Source organism: Thalassolituus sp. UBA3500 (genome assembly GCF_002377545.1).
GTDB lineage: Bacteria > Pseudomonadota > Gammaproteobacteria > Pseudomonadales > Oceanobacteraceae > Thalassolituus.
Window position 1 is genome coordinate 549 of the sequence record NZ_DFQB01000039.1, and the last position, 23,825, is coordinate 24,373.

Sequence of the window (23,825 nt, forward strand, 5' to 3'; positions counted from 1 at the left end):
CACCGAACACTCAACAATTCACATGCTGTGTGGGAGCGAATCAGCCGAAGGCTATTCGCGATTTGGCCATGACCTCACCACCTTGTAGGTGCGCTTCAGCCAGCTTTCCTGGCTATGCGCGAACCCAAATCCAATGGATAAAATCCGACATGGCTAAAAGGCTGAGATAGCCCTCCCCTATAGCTGCCTGTGCGGCAGCCAACCCACACTCACATTTAGCCTCACACCTACTTCTTTTCTTAGCTGCCTGTGCGGCAGCCAACTAACTGTACGGAACGAATCGGCGGAGCCGTTCTTTCTTAGCTGCCTGTGCGGCAGCCAACAGAGTTTATGAGTCAGAGGTTGCCGGGTATATTTTCTTAGCTGCCTGTGCGGCAGCCAACTGATCAGCGGTTAACTGATAGCGACTTGATAATTTCTTAGCTGCCTGTGCGGCAGCCAACTACAGTTTCTGGATGTAATTCAGGCTCCTTTTTTTCTTAGCTGCCTGTGCGGCAGCCAACTCATAATGACGAATCATAAAATCACCGCTACTTTTCTTAGCTGCCTGTGCGGCAGCCAACGTTATTCGGATCAATTAGAAGCAAACTCAACTTTTCTTAGCTGCCTGTGCGGCAGCCAACTCTTCGGCGATCTCTTTGTCAGTGAGGCCATTTTTCTTAGCTGCCTGTGCGGCAGCCAACAATCGGCATGGCTTTGCATCACTGCACTCAAGTTTCTTAGCTGCCTGTGCGGCAGCCAACCTGGTGTGTCCGGTGATTTCAATCTGACCGCATTTCTTAGCTGCCTGTGCGGCAGCCAACCCTGTACCGGGTCAGGAGACTCGACGCCTTATTTTCTTAGCTGCCTGTGCGGCAGCCAACGTATGACCAGAATCTACGCAATGGCGGCGTGTTTTCTTAGCTGCCTGTGCGGCAGCCAACGTCACCCTAGTTGAGCAAACCAAGACCCAGCTTTTCTTAGCTGCCTGTGCGGCAGCCAACTTCTTGGTCATGGTTTCGCCATTGACAACATATTTCTTAGCTGCCTGTGCGGCAGCCAACTGTTTGACGATTACGGCGTGCCGCACGTAAACTTTCTTAGCTGCCTGTGCGGCAGCCAACGGTCGCCAAGCGGTTTACCGTCCAGACGTTCATTTCTTAGCTGCCTGTGCGGCAGCCAACGGTTTCTTACCCTTCCGGGCGGCGGCGGTAATTTTCTTAGCTGCCTGTGCGGCAGCCAACCTAACCGTGCTTCGGATTGAAGAAGTACAGGTTTTCTTAGCTGCCTGTGCGGCAGCCAACCGCGGGATCGGGAAACGATACTCTCAATCTCTTTTCTTAGCTGCCTGTGCGGCAGCCAACATTTCCTACCGACCCAACGTGAGGTGCGGGCATTTCTTAGCTGCCTGTGCGGCAGCCAACCCTGAACGAGCTAGGTCTGCCAGTAAGCGATCTTTCTTAGCTGCCTGTGCGGCAGCCAACGCGTACGCCCCAAGGACATCAGTTATCTGAGATTTCTTAGCTGCCTGTGCGGCAGCCAACATGGACAACGCCGCGAAAATGGCACAGACAATTTTCTTAGCTGCCTGTGCGGCAGCCAACCTCCTCACTTTTTTTACTGAGCATCGTCACTCTTTCTTAGCTGCCTGTGCGGCAGCCAACGGATAACCCGCACATTCATGTGATGTTGTCCTTTTCTTAGCTGCCTGTGCGGCAGCCAACGAAAAGTGTCCGGATACGGGCAAGGTGCAGCGTTTCTTAGCTGCCTGTGCGGCAGCCAACACTGGGGCTTTCGCAGTAGAGAAACCAGCAAATTTCTTAGCTGCCTGTGCGGCAGCCAACAAGGGATTGACCGCGTAAGAAATCCCATTTATTTTCTTAGCTGCCTGTGCGGCAGCCAACGAACTGCTCCAGCTGCTCGGCGTACAGCACGCTTTCTTAGCTGCCTGTGCGGCAGCCAACAAGCGGAGAGCGCCGAAGGCGCGGCTTGGACTTTTCTTAGCTGCCTGTGCGGCAGCCAACCATATACATGATATTGCCGAATGCTCGCTCGTTTTCTTAGCTGCCTGTGCGGCAGCCAACTTGCTGGCGTTGAAGAATTCGTTGGCAATTTCTTTCTTAGCTGCCTGTGCGGCAGCCAACCTCGACAGTAGGCGCCACTTGCTTAGGTATCGTTTCTTAGCTGCCTGTGCGGCAGCCAACATGGGACTACGATGCCGACGCTGACGATAGTTTTTCTTAGCTGCCTGTGCGGCAGCCAACGCAGTGGCGATTGGCGGCTTTGTGATTATGCTTTTCTTAGCTGCCTGTGCGGCAGCCAACTCTATTGTGGAATTGATTCTGCTAGTGTCTATTTTCTTAGCTGCCTGTGCGGCAGCCAACTGGCTTTGGTTTCCTAGGGTTTTGCATAAGATTTTCTTAGCTGCCTGTGCGGCAGCCAACTCGCTAACGTCATTATCCCAGCCGTACAAGCTTTTCTTAGCTGCCTGTGCGGCAGCCAACGTGTCGGCATGATCATCAGCATGCTCCGTAAGTTTCTTAGCTGCCTGTGCGGCAGCCAACTCGAATAACAACTGTGATATCAACCGCGATATTTTCTTAGCTGCCTGTGCGGCAGCCAACTTGTGGTTCTGGTTCCGACGTTTCTTTGACCTTTTCTTAGCTGCCTGTGCGGCAGCCAACTTCTTCAATACGTCTTTGTTCAGCAGTCGCTTTTTCTTAGCTGCCTGTGCGGCAGCCAACTGAAATAACCGGCGACACAATGCGGCTAGAGTTTTCTTAGCTGCCTGTGCGGCAGCCAACCGGATAGCGCAGGTGCTTAAGGCAGCGCTTCATTTCTTAGCTGCCTGTGCGGCAGCCAACGATACCTTTCGTCCATTACACTCAGCCTTCGCTTTCTTAGCTGCCTGTGCGGCAGCCAACAACATGAGTCTGAATAACCTGACGGCGGAACATTTCTTAGCTGCCTGTGCGGCAGCCAACAGATCATTGACCCTGAGAAAGGCACTGCGTCCTTTCTTAGCTGCCTGTGCGGCAGCCAACCAGAACAACATGAACAAGCGGTTTTCTCAGGTTTTCTTAGCTGCCTGTGCGGCAGCCAACCCTCACTAGATGACGTTATTGAATTCTTATCGTTTCTTAGCTGCCTGTGCGGCAGCCAACTATGATGATTTCATCAAAGCGGCAAAGGCTGATTTCTTAGCTGCCTGTGCGGCAGCCAACGTGTTTATTTTGACGATGAGCTGATGCTGATTTTTCTTAGCTGCCTGTGCGGCAGCCAACTCTGGTGATAATGACCTCACCTATGATTCTGATTTCTTAGCTGCCTGTGCGGCAGCCAACACATACACCCAGTGGTGATGCAGGCGCGGGGTTTTCTTAGCTGCCTGTGCGGCAGCCAACTCGACGCGAAGTGTAGAGACGTTCAGCTATGATTTCTTAGCTGCCTGTGCGGCAGCCAACCAGTTGCGCGTCTCGATGCGATTGCAGCGACCTTTCTTAGCTGCCTGTGCGGCAGCCAACTTTGAGTTGTTTCGCGTCCCGCGTGAAGTTGGTTTCTTAGCTGCCTGTGCGGCAGCCAACGGGCACGAATCCGCGCGGAGTGGGCGCGCTCTTTTCTTAGCTGCCTGTGCGGCAGCCAACGTCGTCGCGGATGCGTTGGGCGTTTCTGCCCTTTTCTTAGCTGCCTGTGCGGCAGCCAACCCGGGGCCCGGGCACGTGTAGCTGAGCGTTTATTTCTTAGCTGCCTGTGCGGCAGCCAACGTGCGTGGCGACTCAGTTGGAGCAGGTCAGAATTTCTTAGCTGCCTGTGCGGCAGCCAACAGGGCCGCGTGGTATTTACTTGGGCAGGTGATTTTCTTAGCTGCCTGTGCGGCAGCCAACGCTTCTGTAAACCGAGTTCCTGAATCAGTTGATTTCTTAGCTGCCTGTGCGGCAGCCAACAAACGCCTACGCTGACTTTACTGATGACATCTTTTCTTAGCTGCCTGTGCGGCAGCCAACGGATCGTCTGGACTATCAGGATTATCGTCAACTTTCTTAGCTGCCTGTGCGGCAGCCAACTCACCGTCCTGTCCAGCCGCTGAAATGGCATTTTTCTTAGCTGCCTGTGCGGCAGCCAACATGGCGAAGCATCCTGCGGTTCTTCGTACAATTTTCTTAGCTGCCTGTGCGGCAGCCAACGCGTTAACGGGAATAAAAACAGAATGAAATCATTTCTTAGCTGCCTGTGCGGCAGCCAACGTGCAGCCGTCGGGTAGTTCATATCCGTGTTGTTTCTTAGCTGCCTGTGCGGCAGCCAACCGTGCGAATGTCATTGCTGTTCTCCTGGGATTTTTCTTAGCTGCCTGTGCGGCAGCCAACGTTGTACTGACCCGCTACTACCACCGCAGGCATTTCTTAGCTGCCTGTGCGGCAGCCAACTGCACCCGCAATATGGCAGAGCTTACCCAGTGTTTCTTAGCTGCCTGTGCGGCAGCCAACACGGCGGGCAGTATTGATTACCCTGGTGGTAATTTCTTAGCTGCCTGTGCGGCAGCCAACTTTTCAGGGTTGCGAATGCTGCGGCGTTTATTTTTCTTAGCTGCCTGTGCGGCAGCCAACTAAAACTACCGATCCGCAACAAAGATCAATCATTTCTTAGCTGCCTGTGCGGCAGCCAACGACCTGCTAACGCGGCTAACCGGTGGCCTGCATTTCTTAGCTGCCTGTGCGGCAGCCAACGAAACGATATTACTCAGAACGGGCCGTATCCATTTCTTAGCTGCCTGTGCGGCAGCCAACAGGAGGCGACACAGCCGCCGCTTGCTCATACTTTTCTTAGCTGCCTGTGCGGCAGCCAACTTAAGCTGTACAAGGCCATTCTGAAACTGTCTTTTCTTAGCTGCCTGTGCGGCAGCCAACCACAGGATACAGCGACGACGACTGCATCTGACTTTCTTAGCTGCCTGTGCGGCAGCCAACAACTGCAATCGCGGCCACTCCCTGGACTTCAATTTCTTAGCTGCCTGTGCGGCAGCCAACAGTTGCATTTTAAGCGTAGGTTCCTGATTTTTAAAGAACTATAACGATAAGGGGCCAAAAACCCTTTTCGAGTGGAACGCAAAAAAGCCCTTATTTAACAAGGGCTTATAGACTTCGATGAAAAAAGGGTCAAAACCAGGGGATAGTCGCCTGAGCGCTCAACCCGTAGGAGTTGAACTCTCCTTCCGAGGGGTTCTCCGACAGCGGGCCGTGATCTATGTAGACCCGCATCGGATTTCCATTTGACAGGCTTTTCATCTGGATAAATGGCAGTTTCAGTTCCTTCTGTCGGGTTTCAGGGATACGTTCGAACGCTTGCTTCTCCGTGAGCCAGCCTTTCCGGATTGAACGCATTCTTTTGTTGTGTGCACTCTTAGCCTGAACCCGGCGTACTGTTCGGTATGCAACCTTGCCAGGTACCGGCATAATATCTGCCACTTCGCAGTAATCACGCATACCCTGGAGCCATGGCATTGCCATGAGGGCCGATAAAGATTCCTGATCTCCATGAATACGAAGTTGATCACCCAAGCGTTTACCCACTTTTGGGAAACTCACACCGATTTTACCTGGTGCAGCCTCGTTCATGGCCCGATGAAGTTTCGAAAACAGCGCATTCAATAGTTGCTGCGTTTCGAATTCTGGATCAGGCATCAATGTAATATCGATGTATCTATCCATATTAACCTGCCTCGCCAAATACCCCACCGCGAATAAGGGTCGCCATGACATAGTGCTGATTACCAATGGTAGGCACATTACCTTTTAACACCCAGCTATCAAGTAATGAATAAAAGTCTTCTTTGTCTTTTGGCTGTCGGTACGCACTACCACGACTCGTCACAGAACCGTATGGTTCAACTGCAATCGGACCATATGTTTCGGCCTCTGAATACCAGGTATCTATTGAGCGAAGTGCGTTACCAATTTTTTGAGAGTGCATCGCTGCAACGTCATTGACTGAATACAAATATTTGCTTTTTGCTGAGTCACGACCACCGTCTAAAACAAGTTCCTGAGATGGGAAGACTTCTTGTCCATCGCCAAGTTTTGCAAATGCTTCAATCTTTAACAGTACGAACTTATCGCCTGCTAAACCCTGCTGAACCAAGTCAGAAAGAGGCTTCAGTGCAGCTTCGTTATTACCAAAATTACGCAGATTGAAGTTATGGCTATCGAACACCCAGCTTTGCGCAACCTGATCATCTACCAATTGGCTGATTCGTACTTCTACTGCTTCGGCACCAACGCGGTTACGCCATAGAAATCGACCATTCGCGAGGTTTTCAGCATAGCGCTTAGCCAGTTCGGAGAAACCCTCACGCTTGGCATAATCTTCAATCACCGCACTCAGAGCTTCTTGATAGTCTTTGCTGTTACACGCTGAGGGCGTTGATAACCCACCCAGTACACGCAGGGTAAAGGTCACTTTCAAGGTATCGTGGTTCACCGGCAGTGCGGCGGTATCAACACGCTGAAGGTTCGCTTTTTGAATTTCAGCATCAAGTTTCAGCGGATCATTAGCGATGGCTGTCTTGAGTCTATTTGAGATAGTACCGCGCACGTCTTTTGTTTCTACGCGGATAGCTTCCCACTGCTCAGAGTCAGATCGGTTTGCCCAAATACCTGAGTACATAAATCCATCTGAATTAGCATGTTTACGCTCAAACGCGAGTACCGATGCTGTTTTTAACTTATTAGCTGCCATGAGGTCTCTCCTTGTTAAAGTTCTATCGTTTCAAGCTCTGTCGGGTAGTCTTTACGACCTGCCCTGCATAAATACAGATCATCCTCGACTGAGTACGACCATATAATGTCTTCTATATTGGTTACACGATGCGGGCTTATCCATTGGCCTAAGCCATACGCACTTTCTACAAAGCAGAAGGGGGTTTCGTTATCCCGTGCATTCTTTACAATGCCAGGCTCGTATACTTGGGAAATGGCTTTGTACCCGACTGCCACTGGAACAAACCACCCCTTATCAGGCTTAGGTAGCAATGACCACTGACAAACATCGCCTTCCTGCGGGTCAGTTTCTGAATCAGGTGTTGCCACAGATTGAAATGAAATAAAGTCCAACAGGCTATCAAGCATATCTCGTTTATTGGTCGTGTCTGGCCGAGATTCATGGTGGTCAATCAACCGATCTGTTCGGTCCTGAAGCACAAACCCAGGTAACAGACTCAACATGAATCGACGAAGTTTTTTCTCACTGGCTTCGCCTGTATCAAACCAGCGTACGTCCTTTATTCCAGTAATAATCCCACCAGCGAGCCGTTGCTGAGGCGCCCTTTGCTTGACGTACTGGATTAACTCTTTGATGTTTTCGTCTTTTGTCTGCTCAGCGTTGATATCTCCCACTTCACCATCCACCTCAATAATCAGACTGACGGTCATATGCATTCGACCTTCTTCATTGAAGGGTGCTGTCTTACCTTCCTTTGTCAGTGGATTGCGGGTGAGAGAAAATACGCTTTCGTACCCCCCCGGCTTATGCGCCTGAACTTGATGTGAATGGCAAACAATGGCCGTACCACCCAAACTAATCACATCCGCCATATCTGACTTCAATTTGCGCGACAAAGCATGCGCAAAGCCCAGAAAATGTGAAGGTGCGGGGAATCCCCAGGTCATCCCAGAGATGGCGTTGGCGTTTTGCACCTCAACATTTTTCAGCACCAGATACTGACTCATAACATGGCCTCCAGGTCTTTCGTCATACGGACTGACTCCCGTTTTATCTGTTGTCTGAAGTATGCCTGCTCGGTATCAGAGAGCTGTAATTTCCTGGTTTCCAATACTCCTCGCACGTACCGTGCAAAGTTGTCTGAGATCGATTTCATCCAGGTGTCTTTATCACTTTGGGCTGCCTTCCGTATGTCTTCATTGCCTATGTCTAACCACGCATTTAAGTAGTCAGGTAGCCCAGTGTGAGCTTTACTCCAGCCTTCGGATAACAGCCAGAAACTTGAGACGTATTGAAGCAACTCATCAATCAGGTTCTGAACCAGACGTTGGCGCTGCGCCCGAACTTCCATCGTAGATTCGAGGTTTTGTGAAGACAGCGCAAAGTTTCTTAATTCTGCTAAAACCGGACGCGCTTTAAACAGGTAGCCCTTCCAGAAAGCAACCTCAGATTCAGGCGGTTGCAATTTGCCAACCCAACTTGGTGGCTCAGTATTTAGTAGATATCCAATACCCATCCGCCTTTTATTAAGCAAAGATATATTCTGCTGATTACTTCCACCAAACCTCTGAATTGCTAAATTCGGAATATCCAGAACAAGCCCTGGAGCATATCGCTTTGCCTTCTTCGCTGCTCGCCGTGCTTTTTCTTCATCGCCGAACCTTGAATCCTGAACCTTGCGATAAAGTGCATGGCTCATAGCACTTGCGGCTAATGGGCTTAGCAGGTGGTACTCCCCTTCAGCAACCGGAAAATAGACTTGTTTCGCCAACACATGAGATGCCGGATCAGAGAGTTTTAACGCCTGTGAGAAGCCTTCCATCCATTGTGCCAACTGGTCATCAGACCCAGCAAAGGGTTGAAAAGGCGCTGAATCGTTAGCGGCGACATAGTCGAGAACTCGCTTCCCCTGCCAATCCAACAAAAGCATATTGGCCACATCAAGTGCAGCAGCGTTACCGACTACATCCGTATGAATGTCTTCCAGAGCGGAGGTCGACAGGCACTGATGCTTGTCAGTATCAGACGCCTCGACCAATAAGCTACTGCCCTTCGCATCGCTATGGGTAAACTTCAGCGCATGACTGACAAGGCTGATCTGCTTAGCCCTTATCGCTGCGTCCGTCAGCCAGTTCGCAGGCAGGTACTTCGCTTTCTCTGCAGCCAGCGTCTCGGCGTATTCCTTATCGAAACTGGCAATATCCTCAGCCGCCACTAATGTCGAACGATTCTTAGCAGCCTCCTTCTCAACCTTCTCCAATCGATCTGCGCATCGCTTTGCGATGTAATCTAAAACTGCCTCTTCCATGAAAACCTCACCTAAGTATTTAATCTTTAAATTTAGAAACTTCACAAAGAATTGAAATAAACGCTATCAGGAAATACATTGTTACGCAACGGCTAGCATAAGGAACTCTAATGAGACGCAAACGCTTATCTAATAAACAGAGCCCTCGTGGTAATCAACAACCATGGTGGCTACTAGTACTATTGCTTCCCTGGAGTGAATCACCCACCATCAATATATCGCTCGAAAACCATGAGGAGGTCCATAGTCATCAATACATGCAAGCGCTACCAAAGATCATAAAACAATCGGAACTCCCGGAGACCGTACCTGTTAATTAGTTTGCCAAGCGATAGCTTTCTATGTAGCTTCTTGCACTTGCCGTACAGGCAGCTCAGAAATAAGTATTAAAGCTATACATTTCTAGCAATCCTATCCTGCCGCACAGGCAGCCTATGGGTTTCTCAGCCTTAGCCGTTACTAAAGAAGCCTAGCCACGGATGGTACTTATACTGGTCACCGACATTCAGCTTTCTGAGTGAAACTTGACCAAATTGCTTACTGACTACGTCGAGTTCTCTTTCCAGCTTCTCTGATAGTCTCAGATAGAGCGATTTTAAATCTGCATTTCCCCATTGCGACACCCGGCTGCTGATCACCAGCTCCTGATCACTCATCAGCCCGACCATTTCATTCTGTGGTCTCATATCCCACTCGCCGTCACCAAATCTGATAAAGGTCATTTCATCAAACTCATCTTCGAGGTGAAAGGTGAATACCTCACTCGGTGTAGACCGACGAAAGCGCGTCAGGCGCTGCAATTCGCCATGCCACGTATGGGATTTATCAGACTCCCACCAGTAATCGGCTGGTTTCAAATCGGTTAGCTGCAACTCCGGGTGACGGGTTAAAGCTAAGTGCGTATTAAGATGCTCAATATCTATCAGCGAATCGCCCACCATGCTTCTTTGCTTGACGGCAATTCGGGGAATAGAGCTGATGTACTGATAATCCGCTTTCTCCAACAATGAATTCAGGGAATCACTGTTTAATAGCAGCGGACCTTCTCCCGCCTTGTCAGCTGAAGTAAATGCTTCAAATCCGGGACGCGTGAAAATCAGGTCATACGCCTTTTCTTTTTCCGCGTGCTTTTTCATACCTTTAAAATTGGTATCCAGGATGAGCATATTGTCTTCAGAAGGCACCTGTTGCCGGTGCCGCTGGATACGCCCTGCTAATTGGATTAATGACCGCATTGAACTGGGCTCAGCAACCGCCCAGTCATAATCGTGATCACGCCCTACTTCAGTTACTGGTGAGCCAAGCACGATAAACAAATGATCCTTCTCTGGATGTGTGTCGAGTGCATGACGGATGGAGGGCTGTTGCCATATCGCGTGACCGTCGTGGCGGCCCAGTACCGAATCCAGCATCGCTTCGATATCGGAACGCACTATCATTGGGTGCTGACTGTGATACACGCAGAGGTGAATACGTGCGTTTTCAGGCACCTTACCAGCGATCATCAGACGAGCTACGGCAACCAAGGGTTCTATGTTGGCCATTCTGATCAAACCGATACTTACTCGCTTATTCGTCACGGGGTCTTTCGCGCAATGCCGTTGATGAAGCCCGTAAGACTCTTTGATAAAAAGGTTAGCAAGCTCCTCTACCGCTTCCTCTTTACTGAGTGCATTGAGGGATACAGACAATAGCCGCGCCTTCCGCAGAGCCTTGTCTGCGGTGTGTTGCTTAACAAGCAACGCAACACGCTTATTCATAAAGTCTTTGTTTTTGGCGTTAAAGTCTGCTTTATCAATGATGTGATCCCACTGTGAGCCAAACTCATCAAACCAGGCACAGGGGACAGCGCTCAAGTCAGTCATTGCTCCACAAGCACGGTTGTATTCGATTCTCCCTGCCCTATATGCACTGAATAAACCGGTAATCAACGCGGGGGGCATAGTCGCTGAGGAAAAGAGCACCCGCCCCCCTAATAGCCCGCACCAGTTCACCAGACGTGCAAGTGCGGGTAGATCTTGCGGGCTGAAGTCATCTGGTTCATCCAATATCAAGTCAGATGTCAGCAGCCGCAACATAGGGCCTATGTGTCTGCCGCCACGCAATGCTTCAGTGGCTGGCATCAGGTGATCAATGGTGGCAACGACAGCAGGTGCACTTAATAGTTGTAAGGCTTTATTAGGTTTGCCATTCGCTGGTGTTTTCAACCAGCGGCGAAGTACGCTATCTGCCAATGTACCGTCATAACTGATGGCGTGCGTGTCATCGAGCAAGTCTTCTGACGATTCGCTGCCCAGCACCGGGGCTTTGGTTTCTTCAGGGCTGTTATTGGCCTGGTGTTGTCGATTAAAGTCATCCAGATCTTTCACTGCCTGAGAGCCAATCATGACAGCAAGCTGATCATCGCTTAGTTTCAAGCGCTCTCGCAGAGCATTGCCGGTTTGTAAAGTCAGGGTGCGCAATCCGAGAGCAATAGTGAACCGGCATCCATCTTTATCGGTGCTGTTGAGGCCGTACATAATCCGTACGTTAGCGTAGGTTTTCCCTTTGCCAGTAGAGGCCATATTAATACCAAAGAAACCGCTATCCCGACTGTCTTTTGCTACGCTAACCGCCGTGTCGTAGGCTTTATCCTGCCACTTAAAAGTAGAATTTCCCGACCGTTTACGGATGATTTTTGGCTCATCCAATGCGGGCAGTTCTGATTTCAATAAAGGCAGCTTACTCGCAAACAAATACGCGTTTCGGCCTACCGCGAGATTGTGCTCATCAAGCTGTTGCTTTGTCTTACCTGTTTTCCTGTCGGTATTAGCAAAGACCTGAAAATCAGGATCTTGATAATCGGGATTTTTATCCTGAGAAGAGTACACATGGTCAGCTAAGATCAGCGACAAGCGGGCAATATGGCTGGTGAAGTTATCGGTTTCCAACCAGTCTGTTTTCGATAATTGCGGTAATCGCAATGCGCGCTTGGCTAGCGTTTGCGCCTGTCGGCACCACGTAAGGCTCGCGATTGGCGTACCACGGGAAAAATCAAACACTGCCCTCCAGTCACCTTCGCTCCAGTCAGAGAATGAGACCTGAGGAGAGTTCCAACTGGCGTCCCATTCGTTATTGTCGTGTGCTAAACGATCCAGGTTGGGGCTACTATCTTTTTGTTGATTAGGGAACAGCGGCAGGCGGTGATGGCTGACAATTAACCAGCCGACCAATCGGGCAAATGACCCTAAGTTCTGCATAGGGTGCCGAACCGACACGTCGCGGCTGGCGTAGCGTTCAGCAAAACGCTTTAACATACTCAAATCATCGCGGGTTTCGATTTTTCTCAGGTGCTCCAGCCATTCTTGATCCTGGCGTTTATCGACAAAGGCAGCGAACAAAAGCAATGACAACCATTCATGACGCAGAGGCTCTGCGGTTTTGCCCTTTGACGCTAACTTCTTTTGAAAGAGCTTGTTGGCTTTACCAAAGTCATGAAACAACCCAGCGATGCCTGCAGCAATAGCAATGACCTCTGCCGTATGCCACGTATCTTCACCTGAGGATTTCAGAATATCCCGGCTGGTGCTATTCGTTGGCACAGTGCCATCGTGATTAAATTTCCTACGATTTCCAACAATCCATTCAAGTTCGATCCGTTGCGTCCCCCGGAAACGTCGGCAAGAGACTGCTGTATTGCGCCTCGCGGTTTTACGCAGCATCTTCCTTAGCGTTATCAGGCCTTCCTCTGTGATGGTGCAGGTCCAGGTCCGGTCACCGGAGCGTTCAGCAAACTGATCCAGAATTCTTCGGGTTTCTGGGAGTGCTTTTTTGCTGCACTGAGATACCAGAAGCACAATCACGATGACTCTCCCACAGCGCTTGCAACATCTTTGATTGCGTCAATCATCAGGTCGAGAGCACCCTGTGTCTGAAAAACGGATATCAAACGCTGGCGGAATTCCTGCTCAGAATCACCCGCCATTGCCGCAATAAAAGCCGTCGGCATCACCATCGCGTCTTTAATCAGATCAGCAACATCAAATACCAATCCGCCACGCCGGGTTTTGCCATGAAGAACCGCTAGCCCGTGGGGAAGGCCAAGCACCCAGCAGGCTGTTGCTGCGAGGCCATAGGCTAAATAATTGCCGTGATCCAGATAGCGATTGGCAACATCTGTTCCCCCGCCTTGTTTTGCGCGCACGAATTCACCATAGCCGGTCGCCCGGGTCACCAGTTTATATAACAACTTGGTCATGGTGGCTTCTGTCGCCAGGACGTTTTTGACGGAGCCCGCATCGCATAACTTAAGATTGAATTGCTGAATGATCTGGATGAGTTCTTCTTCATTAACTGCAAAGTCTAAGTCGCGTTGCTTAGAGAATCTGCTCCAGGACGATTGCAAATAGAGCAGACGTTGCTCCTGAAAGCGTATTGCTGCCTCAAGACGCTTCTGTTCATCAAACCAGAAGGAGCACCAGAGCTGAAGATACTCTGTCGGCCTGTACTCACTCTGAGACGTCAGCCATTCGACATCTGCACTGACTTCGTTAGTGGCGAACAAGGGGGTTCCACCACCGCCACAGAATCCGATTAGAACGCCCGCTTTTGACAATTCACGCACTGCAGCTTGAGTAACAGACGTACCCGTTCCAAGCAAGATCACAGTGGTATTGGCAATAGGGATATTCCAGTACAGCGACTCCTTACCTTCTTCGGTAACGTATTCCACTCTTCCGCCTTTGACCAATACTCGACAGTATTGGAGGTAGTAGAGGTTTGCCCTCTTAGAGTGCAGTATCGTTTTCAAGTCTGATGGTGAAAGATCATCCATTACCGTGCGCTCATTGTTAGTTAATTCGCCACCCCTGGCCGCCATTCCTTCGATCATTCCTTGTGTTCGGCCTTTCGGCTTCCCCCATTGCGTTGGTTGTCACAACCGCTGCCTGCGTCCTGCCTGATCTATTCAACCGCTCATTTATCGTGCGCTCAATCACTGTACAAACTCACATGTCGGATTTTCCGGCAGGTTTCAGCCCTGATATGGCTTCACTCGTTCTGCTGATTCAGGAGTGAGCATGACCTGCTGTGCAACGCTTTGTTCGCGAAGGCGATCCAGGCCAAGGTGGTGGAGTATGTAAATCACCATGGCCGCTCTGACGCTGTAGGTACGGGTATAGCGCCCGTCCTCTCCCTGCTCCATGCAGTAGTCATGAGCGAGCACTTTCTTTTTATCTTGGGGTAATCGCACGTCGGGTTCGAGGGTAATATCTATCAGGGTATTCCACTTGATGTCGGTCTCAACCGTATGCTCTGCCGGACCTTCGTCGTTGTAGACTTCGGTAATGCGGGAGAGGACGTAATCACGGAAGTCCTGATTTTTCTCGCACCAGGCTCTTACATGCCAGCGCGAGCCTGTGTGTACCAGTGAGTGTGGGCTGATGATGCGGTCTTCGTAGTTGGTGCTGCTCATTGAAAGATACGACAGGTCTATTCGCCGTTTTTCACGGATCGCATTCAGCACCGGCTGGACTACCTCTGGGGATGGGCTGCGCTCAAACTGGCGCATGGGAAAGCACTGGCCAAAGCCGGAATGGGCAGAATTTCCTGACGGGTCTGGCGCCTGAAAGCTGAGCATATATTCTTCAAGGCTCCCCGTAGAGTAATGCGGTACGAACTGACGGGTCGGGATGTGGCCTTTCAGGCTTGTGTTGTATTGGAGGTTGCCGGGGCAACTGGTGTTGTAGCGTTTTATTAGTTTGCTGGCTGAGTCGCGGCTGATGCCAAAGGCGTCGTATAAATGACCGGCGTTCACCCGCCCTTCCCACAGGGCGCGAAGTTCGATGAATTTAAGAACGACCTGGTGCTGATATGAGACGTGTTCCTGAGTATTCATGTACCCTGTCCGTGGTTTAGTAACAAATGTGAGGATAACAGCGCCGGGGGACGCATGCATGTGTCGGGAGACGACAGGCGTGAGGGGCCGCTTTCGCAAATAGCCTTCGGCTGATTTGCTCCCACATGGAGAGAGGTGTCATGTCGGGGAGAAGCTCCCCTCCTACGGGTGCAATATTGCAGCGCCATAAAAAACGGGAGCCGAGGCTCCCGTTAAGTTATACACGCTTAAACGCTATGTACGATTACTCGCAGCCTGCATCGGTAGTGTGGTTACAGCCATCTGCATCAATAAAGAGCTGCGTAGAGTACTCTTCGATTGGCAGTTTCTGAACCTGCTGGCTGTTTTCGGTCAGGCCTTCGACGTAATCGATAAAGCCCTGAGCGTATTCGGTGTAGGTGTCTTCGTAATTACCTGCGTCGAATGGCACGCTGAAGGTGGTGTAGCCATCCTGGCCCGAGGCGATAAAGTCGTTAGTCACTACACGATAGGTAGCGGCGGTATCAATCGCTGTCCAGCTACCTGCAACCTGTGAGTTCACCTCGACATTGCTGACACGACTACCTTTTGCCTGTGATGCATCAATGTCGTAGCGCAAGCCTGAAGCGTATGGATAGGAGCCACTTGAACCTTCATTATCTAGGAAGTTAGCCAATGCATCTTCGAGGACGTCGATGATCTGCTGGCCTGTCATATCCAGAATCACGAGTGTGTTCGAGAAAGGCAGCAGCATGAAGGCGTCGGCAATAGTAACGTCACCTGCTGGCAGATCAACACGCACACCACCACCGTTCTGGATGGCGATATCCGCAGTCGGCGTTACCGTCAGGAAGGCTTTTGCAACGACGTTTGAGATATCAGAACCGTTCTCATAAGTTGCCGAAGTATCACAGATAGTTGAACGACCCTGACCCGGGATACGCTCAAGGCAGAGGTCTTCGGCGTTGGTGCCGATCACGGTCTGTTTGAGTACATCAACGTCTTCGTCGTAAACATCCAGAATGGCCTGAGTCGTCGCATCTGGCTGGATAGCGACGATCTCGTCTTCTTTGGTCAGAGCGCTGGTCACACGAGTAACGTCTGCGCCAGTAAGAACACGCGTTTCATCGTCGTTGTATTCGTATTCGTAAGTTGTGCTGATTGGCATATACGGCTGACCAGAGCACGATGTGACGTTACCGTCAGTGTCGAAGTCGACATCCAGCTTGCCCATCAGGTGAGCGTATTCCCAGGCCTGAACCACACATACGGTGTTGCCGCCAGCATCAGTAACTACTGTCGGGTATTCGCCTTGCGGGTTGAAGCCAAGATCAGAGAAGGTCTCGTCGCCCAGGAGGGTGTGCGAGTCACCGCCAACAATCACGTCTACACCATTGAGTGCCGCAGCCAGTTCGAGGTCATTGGCGTACTGATAGTGGGTCATCAGGATGATTTTATTCACGCCCATGCCTGACAGTTCGTCGATGTACTGCTGTGCCGTCGTGGTCTCGTCAGAGAAGGTAGTGCCTTCATCCGGGCTGGATGAGTTTTTCGTTTTACCGGCAATATCAATACCGATGATGCCGATTTTCTGGCCTTCGCGCTCAACGATGGTGTAAGGCTCGATGTAGCCTTCAGCAATCGCAGAATCTTCAGCTGGGTTCACGTTGGCTGCCAGCGTTGGCGTCACACAGGCAGACGAGTTCAGCGAATCAAGGAAGTTCGCCAGACCGGTATCGCCATCATCAAACTCGTGGTTACCGAGAGCAAAAGCATCAAAGCAGATCTGGTTCATCATGTCGGCGTCAGCACGACCTTTGAACAGCGAGTAATACAGTGTGCCGGTAATCGCATCACCAGAGTGCAGCTTCAGAACATTATCTGACTGCATTTGAAGACTATTGAACAGGCTCACCATCATAGGGAAGCCACCGTAAGTCACGTCGACTTCTGATAGCGGCACCATGCGCACAGTATCTTCTCCGCCTTCCTCTTCAGCCTCTTCAATAACCTCGACAGTGGCTTCAAGCCCCAGCTCAGACACATCAAAGCCGAAATCATCCGCTGCAATATGTGAGTGGTGATCATTCATATGCAGAATGCTAAGCGACATGGAGTTGTCTTCGTTCGATGGTGCTTGTTGACCAGTTTCACCTTGCTCGCCCTGTGGGCCCTGAGGTCCTGCTGGCCCTTGAGCGCCGTCTTTTCCGTCTTCACCGCCACATGCCGAGAGACCTGCAACCATGGCTGCCAGTGCTGTAAGTTTCCACACTTTCATGATTAAACCTTTAATACGTTGAGTGTTTTAAATCCTCCGACACATTAAGAACGAACGTTTACTATCCGGTGACAGTCATCTGGCAAATCCGTGACAGAAGGATTTCAGATTAGTGACAAGTGAACCCCTGATGACCTGAATTAATTTTTTTGTATTCACCACTTGGAAGTTAAAAATCCTCCCCTATATAGAAAGTAACCGAACGGAAAAGCACGATCCCGGGAGTGCTTCATCCGCCAGGCGAAACCCTGATTTGCGCAAGTGCGCACGTGTGTTTTATTTGGTGTGGAGAAACTTCTATGACTCATTTAATTAATCGTTCAACCCTATTTGATGACCTGTTCCGCGATGTTGCTTCAGGTTTTTATGTAAAACCGCTGCACGGTGAGGCACTGCCCAAAAGTGTAAAAGTCGACGTCAGCGATGCTGGTGAAAATTACCTGATACATGCAGAGATACCTGGTGTTTCAAAGGAAGATATTCATGTTGATATCGATGGCGCCAAAGTGTCGATTAAGGCTGAAATAAAACAGCAAGACAGTACGTCCGATGATCAGCGCGTGCTGCACAGCGAGCGCTATTACGGCTCAGTATCACGCAGTTTCGAGCTGCCTCAGGATGTCGATATCGAAAAGTCCGCGGCGGAGTACAAAGATGGTGTGCTGCAGCTGACCTTACCGAAAAAGGTACAGCAGGAATCTCAGCGTCGTCTTACCATCAATTGAGCCTCCAGGCTCCAGGCCACTGCAATCAGGTATAGCCAGCAGTGGCCTGAGCACACCGTCCTATGACGACAAAGACCCTTCCAATTGACTGAGTAATGGGTAAGAATGAGCCATTATTTTGACACAAGGTCCCCAAGTGGCAGGGTTACGCGAAAGGAAACTGGCAATTACAGCAGACCTGCACTGGTCGCTGGAGGAAATGAGAGCGAAGGAACTCGGCAAGCAGTTTCTTCTCAATCTCAGTGAATTTCTGCCCGTCTACAGCCCCGCGCTTCGCCAGGTATACGCCGACTACGATACCTATTTCACTAAGACATCCGTCGTTATCTTGCCTGACCCCGCCGACTTCACAACCACCTACTCCCACATTCCAGAAAAATCGGTGAAAGCAACTGGCCTGTTACTGCACCCTACGCCTGATGGTGTTGGCGTCAATCTCAGGTTGAGAAACCAAAAGTCAAAGACGCTGCCGCTGGAAACCGCCTTTCAGCTCGTGCGCAAACAACTTCGGGGCCCTTTCCTGCCGGTCGTTAAACGCGGCGACCTGCGTGACTTTGACCAGCTGACGCCCTGCCTGCATCTCAATGCACTGGCACTGGGTAACGCGGATACTCTGTCGCGGTTTGAGCGTATTGATATCGCCAACGCACTGGAAGAACGCGTCGAAGAGCTGGTGCTGGCTGCTCACTTGCTGGGCGTTTAGCAAGGTAGGCGAGAAACAAGAAGAAAGACGAGAAACAAAAAAGCCGCTGCATTGCTGCAACGGCTTTTTTAAATTTTGGTAGGACTACCCAGATTCGAACTGGGGACCTCTACCATGTCAAGGTAGCCTTCCAAATCCGCTAAGCGTTTGTTTTATAAGGGGTTTAACCCCTAAAACCGTGCGCAATGAGCGCAATAAACGCGAACAGCGCAACCATTTAAAATCAATGACTTAGGTTTTGCGAAACCACTGTATATTGCCAATGGATATCAACACTACGCATAGCCTTGTAACCAAGTGGGAGTTAGATATGAAGATTACGTTTGAATTTGAAAGTAGCTATAAGGGTAAGCTCGTCATCGACGGCAAAGAGTTTGAAATAATCAAACGTCCTGGAGAGGCGGAGCTTAAAGCCCCAGAGGGAGAAAACCTTGATGAAACACTCGGAGGTATTATTGCCAATGAGCTGTTCGGAAAATTCTCTGACGTCATGAGGGCTTGGAGTCTTGCTGATGATATCGATTGTAACGTTGATATGTGGACAGCTCTATCAGAAGAGGCTGGCAACGCGGCGTATCAGGCTCTTTAAGCGACAAAATAAAAACGAGTTCGTGAGCTTGTCTCACGCAACGATGTGTTATGGAGGGGATTGTATGAGTAGCAATAAAAGCCCGTTACAGTATGGCTATGAGCTGGAGCGTAAAAACCCGGTGATTTTTATTAGTGTTGATGTCGCCCTTCCTTCAGTTGAGGGTGATTATAGGGTCTGGCTTGCAGATGGCTCTGTGGCTGAATCAAGATGGAATGTGAGGATATTGAGTAAACCTATTCGGTTTCTACCGTTAGCACATAGTTATTGGTCGATAGAGATGTTTTGTGATGAGACCGTGACGCACTGGGAGGCCAAGATATGAACAGCAGACAGAGAAGAAAACTAGAAGCGGCGTGAGTGTTTCGACGCCTAACCCAGAGCTTTGCTTTCGAGCGGAGCGAGATAAGACAACAGTGAATTGTTATTGCTCGGGAGGGCAAAGATCATGGCTGAATTAAAAATTAAAGTACCGGACGTGGCGCATATTGTAATAACTGGGCCTACTTCGTGCGGTAAAAGTATTGTGATGGATAGGATTGAAAAAGCCTTGAAAGCTGAGTTCGGCGCGAATGTAGTTAGTGAGGATCTTCGCATTGAGCGCAACGGTAATGATTACGATGATTTGGATCAGTGGCAAAAGGATATGGTCAAGAAAACCACTTGGGTACTGAGCGAGCAATAACAGAGAGTACGCGCGTCGAGGTACGAGATCGGCGCGCTACGAGGTGTTATTTCGGGATGACTATGACCTCTATATCTGGTGCTGCTATCCGGGCCCGGTCTACGAACCGACCTTCACCGGGCTCGCAGATCAGGACAATGACAGGCATACGCCCCGTCGTTCGGGCGTAGTAAAGAGCCTGGCCTACAGCCTCCGCCCATTTATGGCACCAGTCGAACTCAACCGCGTGAGTAGGTGTGAGGCAGTCGACCCGGGTACGGTCTTCGAGCACGTATTCGGTTTGACCGCCCATATGTGGGCAATACGCGCCAACGTAGTCAGCTTCCATTGGTCTCGTCATTTGCTGCAGCTTGATTCATTGCAGCAATGTAGCCTAAACGGAATGACATCGCATCTTTAATGACAGGGTGATCGGGTTCGAGTTCGGCGATAGAAAACAGGGCCTTCTTACCGCAAGGCTTCTGAGTAATGATGAGGTTTTCAGTGATTGCTATTACTTCCATGAGGTGCTCCTCCTTATTGATAAACAAAATATTAATGCATCCAATTGCAAGCGTCATCGGTAACAGAAGCTCAATTTATCCAATGCAGACAAAATGGCATACTTTGTCTAAATGGGAAAATTGAGGCTAAAGGTATGCATGGTGTGGCCGGTCTGGGCAGTCGACTTCGAGAAGCGCGCAGGGAGGCGGGGCTATCAGCTGATTGGATGGTGCGCTTTCTGAATGGGTACTTAGTATCAGCAGGTATGAAACCCGTAGGCATACAGACCTATTACAGCTGGGAGCGAATAGGCACTCCCAGAGAAAGACCGGGGAAGTCCTACCCTCACCCGCTGATTTATAAGCTGGTGCTGATCCCGCTGGGTGTGACTGGATACTGGCTGTTCAATGGGGATATGGGCGGCAAGATAGTAAAGTACAGAAAGGATCTTCCTCAGCTTGAGAAGATCAATTACGGCATCGAACAGAAATCAGGAGTAACGCTGCCTGATCGCTTGAGGATGGAATTTAATAGGGTTGAGCCGCTAATGAACAACGGCCAGCGTAGAGGGTTATTGGAAATGCTAAGGGCAACCAGATGATAGGCAGCTGGACATACGAAGAGGCGGCAACGCTGATACTGACATGCTATGCACTCAGCTTCGTCATCGTAATTATGTCTGACAGTGTACCAACCAAGTGGCGAACGTGGACCACGGTGCACTGTGTTGCGCTGGCGGTACCCATCGCAACACTGGCCACCTCAATTCTGGTGGCGATACCCGGCCTTATGATTCTTGGCCTGGTAATCGCCGCCACGTCCCGGGTTAAGCGTCGATAGCTTTCAGCTTCGGCGATACACGCTCAATCAAGTGATTCCTGCGCAGCTTCAGCAAGTCGATCTGACGGCGCTTTTCTTCTGCGCTGAGACTTCCGTTTTTCTCAATGGCCTTAATCCGGTTGCGGATCTCCTGTAGTCGTCGGTTCACCTGATTCAACAACTTACGCATGCCAAGCAGGTCACGGTTTTCTCTCAGGGTATCGGCGTACTCTTCCATATCACCCTCTTCCCTGTACTTCCTCATATCCGCATAGAGGCGATCAGCCTTACGCAGTGAGTCATAGAACAGCTCTGCGTCTTTTGTGTAAGACGGACGAGAGGCATCACGGTAGAAGCGCCTAATAGGCTGATATTCCGTCAGGAAGACGGACGGCTTTTCGTTATCGCTGAACTGACGAACGGCCACGTCAGGGATGGCCGACACCCATGCGCCAATCTGACCCAGGTAGCCACCAATTAGAAAGTCCATTTGCACCGGTGACAGTGCGTAGTTGGAATCCTCACCAAATACGCCCGTGGTCACCTTGCTCAGCATCTTAGCGGCGCCTGTCGTGCCTTCATTGACCCGGTTACTCTTGCTCAGACGAGACTGCCCGATGGTTTCAATCTGGCGCTCAGTGAATGAGTCTTTGTTGGCGTACACGTCCAGTGCCGGCTGGAACATTTGCGGCACAGCGCTGAATGCAAACGTGCCTGTCAGCATGTGCCACATGCGCTCACGGAACAGTTTGCCGGTCGCCTCATCGTCCATACCCTGCTCAAGCAATCGTTCGGTCACCGTCGCAATGGCACCCACTTCAAACGGTTTAGGGATGGTAATGACGTGATCCGTTTCCGGAATGCGGAACCACCAGTAGGAATCCTTCAGCCAGTCTGGGGCTTTACGGTATTCCTCATCGTCCTGGTTATGTGCGAACAGAGTCATAGTGGCAACCGAAAGCGCGCCAACCACAGCAGAGAATCTGGCTGCCGCCTTTTTCTCTTCAATGCTGGTTTCGACATTACCAACCCCAAGCATCTGCGCCACTACCTTCGTCGATGGCTTCACGCCTGAACGATAAAGTTTATCCAGACCCTGCAGGCGAGCATTCAGGAATGGCACAACGTCGATCAGGAAACGAACTGCAGGCCACGCACCATGCGCGGAAAAGTCCATCAGGTCACGGGCCTGAAACGCGGCATACATGGTTCCCTTGCCCGCCTCTTCAGCTTGCTTGAACGCGGCCGCACGGTTCACATTCTCCAGGCTATTGTTCACATCCATCCATCTATCCCAGCCAGCCTGCAAAGGCTTCAGCCCCAGAGACAGAAGCTGTTTAGGGTCTTTAATTACTTTCGCACGGCGCATCTGACCATCGATCTGATAGCGAATAGAGTCAGCATCTTCACCATAGACGTGACCAAAGCTGAACGCGCCACCAGAGGCCATCAGGCGCGCTCGTTCGTAACTATGCCGGTCCATCAGTCCAAAGGACTTGAGGCCCTGAGCAATGTTACCGGCCGCGTTCTTTTTCATATCGGTAACCGCCACGGCACTCATGGAGTCCCGCAGAAGGTTAGCGACAACGAACTGAGGCGTACTGGTTGTCAGGTTGGTGAAGGTCCGCTTGAACCAACGCATAGCCGACATGGCGTAGCCGTTCATTCCGGTATGGTTAAGACTGGTCAGCGACGAATAGACCATAGGGTCAGAAATGTCGTACCACTCTTTTTCGCCATTACGCAGAATGAAGGTGCTTTGCTTTTTGTCCCGAGCTGCCTCGACAGTTTTCTCTGCCGCGCCCAGCTCAACCGCGTTATCAATACCCTGCTTAGCCGCCATGTTCTTGAGGCTGGCGTCAACAAGGTGGTGAAAATTCATCAGAGTGTTCTGTAGGAGGTCATTCAGGTTCTGGGTGCCGCCCTTCAGCTTTTTGTATGCCTGCTGGCGTGACAGTCCGCCCATGACGCGGGGGCCGGTAGTGTCGTCGTTATCTTCGTCCAGTCGATAAAAAGGAACGTAAAACTCATTCGCCCACATTTCCCGGTTTTCGCTGGTGATTATTCCTGACTTTTCCGCAATCGCCAGAACGTCATCCCGGTACTTCTGGAACTCTTTGAATACCTTCTCGTACAGGGCGTTGCGGTCGCCGCCGTTTTTGAGTTGACCGCGGTTAAGTCCTTTCAGTGCCTGAATATCTTCCGGAGTGAACAGATTCTCACGACCTTCGGCCATCAGCTTTTCACCACGATTACCGGCAATCCACCCCATGAACCGCTCAATCTCAGCGGACGAGCCCAGTTTATTCAGGGTATAAATCAGACCGTTAGTGTCTTTCTTCACATCGACGATACCGTCTTTGTTCATAAAGATGCGGCCAGCGTTCATCATCGCAGACACAGCACCAGAGGCGGCATTGCTCATTTTGGCGCGAGCCCAAGCAGAGCGGGTAATATTTTCTTCACTGGTGATATTGCCATCCAGCAACTGTTTATCCAGCTCCATCAGTCCGGCATAGCGATCAACCAGACCCTGACGGACCTTTAAGCGCCAACCATCCATGACACCACGCACTTTTTCGGCGGCAGTTTCTACCGGGCCTTTCGGCCCGATTTTAGAGAGGGCTGATTTCTCGGCATCGTTAAGGCTGGAGTCCTCCGCAAGGTCGTCGGATAGGCGGGCGAGAA

The 23,825-nt window shown here is 50.6% G+C and carries 18 protein-coding genes and 1 CRISPR repeat array; of the genes, 7 read left to right on the forward strand and 11 right to left on the reverse strand.

The window, feature by feature from the left end:
- Window positions 1-175 precede the first annotated feature (175 nt).
- Window positions 176-5,003: direct repeats of the CRISPR family, unit length 28 nt; unit sequence TTTCTTAGCTGCCTGTGCGGCAGCCAAC.
- A gap of 129 nt (window positions 5,004-5,132) precedes the next feature.
- The 8 genes from cas6f to B2R29_RS09750 all read right to left on the reverse strand — a co-directional run bounded on the left by cas6f (window position 5,133) and on the right by B2R29_RS09750 (window position 17,133).
- A complete protein-coding gene (gene cas6f, locus B2R29_RS09715) occupies window positions 5,133-5,684 on the reverse strand; it encodes a type I-F CRISPR-associated endoribonuclease Cas6/Csy4 (RefSeq protein WP_301180875.1) in 552 nt (183 codons plus the stop codon).
- 1 nt (window position 5,685) lies between these two features.
- Complete coding sequence (csy3, locus tag B2R29_RS09720) at window positions 5,686-6,711, reverse strand: type I-F CRISPR-associated protein Csy3 (RefSeq protein WP_301180876.1); 1,026 nt, start codon at window positions 6,709-6,711, stop codon at window positions 5,686-5,688.
- Window positions 6,712-6,725: 14 nt separating this feature from the next.
- Complete coding sequence (gene csy2, locus B2R29_RS09725) at window positions 6,726-7,700, reverse strand: type I-F CRISPR-associated protein Csy2 (RefSeq protein WP_301180877.1); 975 nt, start codon at window positions 7,698-7,700, stop codon at window positions 6,726-6,728.
- Window positions 7,697-9,001 carry a type I-F CRISPR-associated protein Csy1 gene (gene csy1 / locus B2R29_RS09730; protein WP_301180878.1) on the reverse strand — a complete coding sequence of 435 codons (1,305 nt, stop codon included), beginning with the start codon at window positions 8,999-9,001 and terminating at the stop codon, window positions 7,697-7,699. The genes csy2 and csy1 overlap by 4 nt, the downstream gene beginning before the upstream one ends.
- A 449-nt stretch (window positions 9,002-9,450) precedes the next feature.
- Complete coding sequence (gene cas3f / locus B2R29_RS09735; RefSeq protein WP_301180879.1) at window positions 9,451-12,843, reverse strand: type I-F CRISPR-associated helicase Cas3f; 3,393 nt, start codon at window positions 12,841-12,843, stop codon at window positions 9,451-9,453.
- Entirely contained in the window at window positions 12,840-13,814 is a 975-nt protein-coding gene (cas1f, locus tag B2R29_RS09740) for a type I-F CRISPR-associated endonuclease Cas1f (protein ID WP_301180966.1), read from the reverse strand. The genes cas3f and cas1f overlap by 4 nt, the downstream gene beginning before the upstream one ends.
- Window positions 13,815-14,012: 198 nt before the next feature.
- Window positions 14,013-14,876: a helix-turn-helix transcriptional regulator gene (locus tag B2R29_RS09745; protein ID WP_301180880.1), complete on the reverse strand. Its 864-nt coding sequence runs from the start codon at window positions 14,874-14,876 to the stop codon at window positions 14,013-14,015.
- Window positions 14,877-15,120: 244 nt separating this feature from the next.
- The gene (locus B2R29_RS09750) at window positions 15,121-17,133 is read right to left on the reverse strand and encodes a bifunctional metallophosphatase/5'-nucleotidase (protein ID WP_301180881.1); all 2,013 of its coding nucleotides are present in this window, start codon (window positions 17,131-17,133) and stop codon (window positions 15,121-15,123) included.
- A 299-nt stretch (window positions 17,134-17,432) separates the two neighbouring features.
- Here B2R29_RS09750 and B2R29_RS09755 point away from each other — a divergent pair, with 299 nt between their 5' ends.
- The 5 genes from B2R29_RS09755 to B2R29_RS09775 all read left to right on the forward strand — a co-directional run bounded on the left by B2R29_RS09755 (window position 17,433) and on the right by B2R29_RS09775 (window position 19,835).
- Complete coding sequence (locus B2R29_RS09755) at window positions 17,433-17,858, forward strand: Hsp20/alpha crystallin family protein (RefSeq protein ID WP_301180882.1); 426 nt, start codon at window positions 17,433-17,435, stop codon at window positions 17,856-17,858.
- Between the two features lie 136 nt (window positions 17,859-17,994).
- A complete protein-coding gene (locus B2R29_RS09760; protein WP_301180883.1) occupies window positions 17,995-18,561 on the forward strand; it encodes a hypothetical protein in 567 nt (188 codons plus the stop codon).
- A 310-nt stretch (window positions 18,562-18,871) separates the two neighbouring features.
- Window positions 18,872-19,150 (forward strand): hypothetical protein, encoded by a 279-nt coding sequence (locus tag B2R29_RS09765; protein WP_301180884.1) that lies wholly within the window; start codon window positions 18,872-18,874, stop codon window positions 19,148-19,150.
- A gap of 64 nt (window positions 19,151-19,214) precedes the next feature.
- On the forward strand, window positions 19,215-19,475 hold the full coding sequence (locus B2R29_RS09770) for a hypothetical protein (RefSeq protein ID WP_301180885.1): 261 nt from the start codon (window positions 19,215-19,217) through the stop codon (window positions 19,473-19,475).
- 123 nt (window positions 19,476-19,598) lie between these two features.
- Window positions 19,599-19,835, forward strand: a complete 237-nt coding sequence (locus B2R29_RS09775; protein ID WP_301180886.1) for a hypothetical protein — start codon at window positions 19,599-19,601, stop codon at window positions 19,833-19,835.
- Between the two features lie 46 nt (window positions 19,836-19,881).
- On the opposite strand, the gene B2R29_RS09780 is transcribed toward B2R29_RS09775, so the two are convergent.
- Window positions 19,882-20,175, reverse strand: coding sequence for a hypothetical protein (locus B2R29_RS09780; RefSeq protein WP_301180887.1), 294 nt, complete (start codon window positions 20,173-20,175; stop codon window positions 19,882-19,884).
- Window positions 20,153-20,338 (reverse strand): hypothetical protein, encoded by a 186-nt coding sequence (locus B2R29_RS09785; protein WP_297533064.1) that lies wholly within the window; start codon window positions 20,336-20,338, stop codon window positions 20,153-20,155. The genes B2R29_RS09780 and B2R29_RS09785 overlap by 23 nt, the downstream gene beginning before the upstream one ends.
- 245 nt (window positions 20,339-20,583) lie before the next feature.
- Between B2R29_RS09785 and B2R29_RS09790 the strand changes: the two genes are divergently transcribed.
- A complete protein-coding gene (locus tag B2R29_RS09790) occupies window positions 20,584-20,919 on the forward strand; it encodes a hypothetical protein (RefSeq protein ID WP_301180888.1) in 336 nt (111 codons plus the stop codon).
- Window positions 20,916-21,158, forward strand: a complete 243-nt coding sequence (locus B2R29_RS09795; RefSeq protein ID WP_301180889.1) for a hypothetical protein — start codon at window positions 20,916-20,918, stop codon at window positions 21,156-21,158. Before B2R29_RS09790 ends, B2R29_RS09795 begins: the two co-directional genes overlap by 4 nt.
- Here the strand turns inward: B2R29_RS09795 and B2R29_RS09800 are convergent.
- The coding region (locus B2R29_RS09800; RefSeq protein ID WP_301180890.1) for an LPD38 domain-containing protein at window positions 21,145-23,825 on the reverse strand (2,681 nt) is incomplete at its 5' end. The genes B2R29_RS09795 and B2R29_RS09800 overlap by 14 nt on opposite strands.